The sequence below is a fragment of the Streptomyces sp. NPDC059909 genome (genome assembly GCF_042730885.1).
Classification (GTDB): Bacteria; Actinomycetota; Actinomycetes; order Streptomycetales; family Streptomycetaceae; genus Streptomyces.
Genome location: NZ_JBHWKX010000176.1, coordinates 1 through 4,110, shown reverse-complemented (window position 1 = coordinate 4,110; position 4,110 = coordinate 1). Strand labels below are relative to the sequence as shown.

6 protein-coding genes are annotated in these 4,110 nt (G+C 69.6%); 3 read left to right on the top strand and 3 right to left on the bottom strand.

What is annotated here, in order from left to right; all coding sequences use genetic code 11:
- Positions 1-112 precede the first annotated feature (112 nt).
- Positions 113-1,231 carry a carotenoid oxygenase family protein gene (locus tag ACFV9O_RS39830; RefSeq protein ID WP_385427863.1) on the top strand — a complete coding sequence of 373 codons (1,119 nt, stop codon included), beginning with the start codon at positions 113-115 and terminating at the stop codon, positions 1,229-1,231.
- Here the strand turns inward: ACFV9O_RS39830 and ACFV9O_RS39825 are convergent.
- The 3 genes from ACFV9O_RS39825 to ACFV9O_RS39815 form a co-directional block, all read right to left on the bottom strand.
- Positions 1,218-1,421 (bottom strand): cold-shock protein, encoded by a 204-nt coding sequence (locus ACFV9O_RS39825; RefSeq protein ID WP_385427059.1) that lies wholly within the window; start codon positions 1,419-1,421, stop codon positions 1,218-1,220. The two genes, ACFV9O_RS39830 and ACFV9O_RS39825, sit on opposite strands and share 14 nt — an antisense overlap.
- 233 nt (positions 1,422-1,654) lie before the next feature.
- Complete coding sequence (locus ACFV9O_RS39820; RefSeq protein WP_385427860.1) at positions 1,655-1,807, bottom strand: hypothetical protein; 153 nt, start codon at positions 1,805-1,807, stop codon at positions 1,655-1,657.
- A 268-nt stretch (positions 1,808-2,075) separates the two neighbouring features.
- Positions 2,076-2,546 carry a MarR family winged helix-turn-helix transcriptional regulator gene (locus ACFV9O_RS39815; protein ID WP_385427857.1) on the bottom strand — a complete coding sequence of 157 codons (471 nt, stop codon included), beginning with the start codon at positions 2,544-2,546 and terminating at the stop codon, positions 2,076-2,078.
- A 128-nt stretch (positions 2,547-2,674) separates the two neighbouring features.
- Here ACFV9O_RS39815 and ACFV9O_RS39810 point away from each other — a divergent pair, with 128 nt between their 5' ends.
- Positions 2,675-3,274 (top strand): SgcJ/EcaC family oxidoreductase, encoded by a 600-nt coding sequence (locus tag ACFV9O_RS39810; protein ID WP_385427855.1) that lies wholly within the window; start codon positions 2,675-2,677, stop codon positions 3,272-3,274.
- Complete coding sequence (locus tag ACFV9O_RS39805) at positions 3,271-4,020, top strand: SDR family NAD(P)-dependent oxidoreductase (protein WP_385427852.1); 750 nt, start codon at positions 3,271-3,273, stop codon at positions 4,018-4,020. The genes ACFV9O_RS39810 and ACFV9O_RS39805 overlap by 4 nt, the downstream gene beginning before the upstream one ends.
- Positions 4,021-4,110: the final 90 nt, after the last annotated feature.

Here is a 4,110-nt window from a genome sequence, read left to right as displayed (position 1 = left end):
CGCGGGGGACCAGAACGCCCAACACCGTTCGGGGCGTTCGGCTGAGCATGAGTTCTGGCAACAGGACTCACTTCCGCTCAGTCTTTAGGAACGGTGGCCTGGAATCGATGATGTGATCCACGACATGGCGCTGACCGCGCGGTACCTGGTCCTGGTGCTCGCTCCCGCGTTCTTCGACATCGCGGCCGCCATGAGCGGCGGTTCGCTGATCGCCTGGCGTCCCGAGCGGGGCTGCCGGATCGCGCTGATCCCCCGTGACGGCTCGCCGGTGCGCTGGGCGCAGGACGAGGCGTATATGGCACACGGCGAACGCGTACGACGCCGGGCCCGGGCCGGACGGCGAGGTGCTCCTGGAGTACGTCCAGTGGTCGCGGCTCAGTCTGGGCGCGGGCCGTCCCGACGCGCCCTGACCAGCCACCTGGTCCGCACGGTCATCGACCCGGCCCGGCGCACGATGCGACGCACCGTGCTCGACGAGACGCGGCTTGAGTTCCCGCGCATCGACGACCGCGCACTCGGCCGCCGGCATCGCCACATCGGCATAGCCTCCGAGTCCGGGAGGGTGGATCTCCTGCCGGGCGAGTTCGACGGGATCTCCTGGTACGGCACCTCGGCCCCGGCGGGCGGCGCGGGCAGCGGCGTACAGAAGTCGTACGCCGGTGACTTCTCGGTCGGGGAGCCGGTCTTCGCCCCCTCCCCCGGTGATACGGCCGACGACCGCGGCTACTGGCTGACGTACGCGACGGACCGCACCGACGCCCCGAGCCGGCTCCTGGTCTTCCCGGCGGAGGACCCGGCCTCGGGCCCGGTGGCCCCGGGTACGCATCCCCGTGCGGGTCCCGCTCGGGCTGCACGGGACGTGGCTGCCCTCGTAGGAATGACCCTCGCCCTCGTCACCGACCGCCGCACGGGCGTGGAGGTGCACCGCCCATGTCCAACGGGCCCTTCAGGGGCCCATCATGGCTGCCACGCAAGGGACTTGGTGGGGCGGGACGATGCACCAGCCGCACGTGCTCCGCGGCCTGCAGCCTGGCGAGCGACTTCATCACCTCCCAGACCGTCGCCCAATGGGTGCCTCCCCGGCGACCACCACGCCTGCACGTCCGTTACGGCTGGTGCGTCGGCGGGACCGGGCAGGGCCGCCCCTCATCGTGGGGCGGGTGCGGCCAGGCCCCCGGAGCGTGTGCTCCCGGGGCCTGGACGTGACTGGTGCCGGGTCAGGCGGGGGTGATGTTCTCCGCCTGCGGGCCCTTCTGGCCCTGGGTGATGTCGAAGGTGACGGCCTGGCCTTCCTGGAGCTCACGGAAGCCCGTGGAGTTGATGTTGGAGTAGTGCGCGAAGACGTCGGGGCCACCGCCGTCCTGCGCGATGAAGCCGAAGCCCTTTTCAGAGTTGAACCACTTGACGGTTCCGCTGGCCATGCCGGTGCCTCTCAGTCGACAACGGATCCGCACCGCGCGGACCCGGAGGTGATCGCCCTGGTCCTCAGGCACTGCACAGCAAAACGCCCACGCCGGAGCGCGGGCAGGTACTGCGAACCACGACATCTACCCCAGACGCTACACGCCGAGACCGCCTATCACCAGAGAGCAACAGCCATCGAGTGACCAGCAGAACACCACCGCATGCGCACGCCGGGAGCAGGGCTTCCACGCTACTGAAGCCGCAAGACGCCGGGGGCTCGATCTTCGAAGATCTCGATCAGCCAGTCGAATACGGTCGTGCCGTGCTCTTCACGCGCCGCCGCCGGATCGGAGCCGACCACAGGACGGTTCGTGGGGCGGCAGCGCGAGAGGCGGATCTCCACTTGGCGAGAGCTCTCTGAACAGCCCGGATACTCGCGAGACACCTGGTGGTCCCGCCACTCAATCACGTAGCCATCGTCGCCGGGCGTCCCAAAACCACCGCTGAGGCACTCGGCGAAGGCATCGAGGCGGCTCGGGGCCTGGCGCCGGGTGGGTGGTGGACTCGACCCCTGCGCCTGGCCTGGATGAGTGTGCAGCGGAACCTGAGCCGGTCGGCAACGGCATGGGGTTCATCCGGGATTGGTGCCATGTTCGCTGGTGGCACCGCTTCTAGCGGCCGCCCTTACGCTTCTGCGTTGCCGCTCGGACCTCCTCCGTCGCTTCGCGGAACGCGGGGGTCGCGCGCGTGAAGTAGTCGAAGAGCACGTCCAGTTGCTCCGGTGTGTACCCGGCGAGCACTTCGGCGATCCGTCTCCGGGCCGGGCCTACGACCGCTTCGACCTCCACCAATGCGTCGGGTACCGCCTCGACCACGACCTTGCGCCGGTCGGCCGGGTCGGCGGTACGGCGTACGTATCCCGCGCGCTCCAGTCGGTCGATCAGCCGCGTCGTAGCCCCCGTCGTGAGCCCTGTCCCGGCCGCGAGTTCGCCGGAAGTGAGCCTGCCCGCCAGGGTGATGCGGCTGAGCGCGTACCACTCGGATGCCTGGAGGCCGGCCGCCTCCGCGCCCGCCATGCCGTGGAGCCCCACGGCATCGATGTAGGCCCGAAAGACCGTACGTCGGTCGTCCTGCTCCGCCATCGCGACACCGTTCCTCTTGCCTAATATCTGCGCGTGTGCAGATAATGCGTGTGTGCAGTTGCTGCGTCAGTGTAATCAACGCGGCGGCGGCCGTCATCTCCCCTCACCCGCAAGCTGAGAGGCATCCCGTGAATACCAAGACCGTCAAGCGCGCCGCCCTCGTCACCGCCGCCGTCCTCGTCCTCGGCGCCGGCGGCGCGTATCTCTACCTCGGCGCCACCTCCGACGTACAGCGCACCGGAACGGAAGCCTGCGCCGACGTCATCCCAGCGGGCGCAAACCGCGCCGACGGCGAGGCCATCTGCGCCACCCTCAACACCCTCACCGCCGCCTGGGGCGACGGCGACGCGGACGCGTACGGCCGCCAGTTCACCGAGGACGCCACCTACACCACCTACGTCGGCAGCCACTACGAGGGCCGCTCCGACATCACCGAAGGCCACCGCGCGCTCTTCAAGGACTTCGTCAAGGGCACCAAGCTTGCCGCCACTTACCTCGACCTGCGCTTCCTCGGAAAGGACGCCGCCGTCCTGACCGGCCGCGGCGACGACTACAGCAGCGGCAAGCCCAGCCCCGCCGAACTGTCCAAGGTCCAGACGTACACCCTGGTCCGCGACACCGACGGTGCGTGGCGCATCGCAGCCTTCCACAACACCCAGCGGAAGAACGTCATGGAGCGGTTCTCCTTCCTCTACTCTCCCGCCACGGCCCCGAGGGCGGAGAAGTGACCACCACGCCCCACGCCCACCGCCGTGCCCTGATCACGGGTGCCACCGAGGGCATCGGCCGCGCCTTCGCCCTCGCCCTGGCCGCCGAGGGCCGCACGGTCACCGCAGTCGCCCGCACCGAGCAGCGCCTGCTGGCTCTCATGACCGAACTCGGCTCCGACGGACACGACTACCTCGTGGCCGACCTCACCACCCCCGAAGGAATCCGCACCGTTGCGGACGCGTTGGCGGCCACCCCCTACGAGCTCTTGATCAACAACGCCGGCCTCGCCCACTCCGGCCCGTTTGCCGACACCTCCCTCGACCAGGCCCTCCCGATGATCCGTCTGAACTGCGAGGCGGTCGTCACCCTCGCTCACGCCTTCCTTGCCACCGCCTGCCCTGGAGCTGCCCTGGTCAACGTCGCCTCCACCCTTGCCTTCGCCCCCAAGCCCGGGCAGGCCGTCTACAGCGCGACCAAAGCCTTTGTCGCTTCCTTCTCCGAGGTGCTTTGGTACGAGCAAAAGCCGCGCGGTGTCTATGTGATGGCCCTCTGCCCCGGACCGACGGCCACCCGCCCCGGCCTCCACGCCGACGTCCCGTCCGTCCTGGTCCAGCCCCCCGAGGCCGTCGTCACCACCGCTCTGGCGGCCCTCCGCCGACGCCGCCGGCCCACTGTCGTCCCCGGGCGGGCGAACACCCTCCTCGCCACGACTGCCCGCGCCCTCCCCCGTACCACAGCCCTCTCCCTCCTCTCCGGCCACTAGGCCCGTCTTTCGCAGGTGGGGAAACGAGTGTCCAGCCAGCGTGGGCGGGTTGGGTCGACGTCGAGTAGGTCGAGGAGTTGGGCTTGGATG

Coding starts and splice junctions, on each gene's coding strand:
- ACFV9O_RS39825 (WP_385427059.1), bottom strand. CDS start 1,421: ATGGCCAGCGGAACCGTCAAGTGGTTCAACTCTGAAAAGGGCTTCGGC.
- ACFV9O_RS39815 (WP_385427857.1), bottom strand. CDS start 2,546: ATGGCGGAGCAGGACGACCGACGTACGGTCTTTCGGGCCTACATCGAT.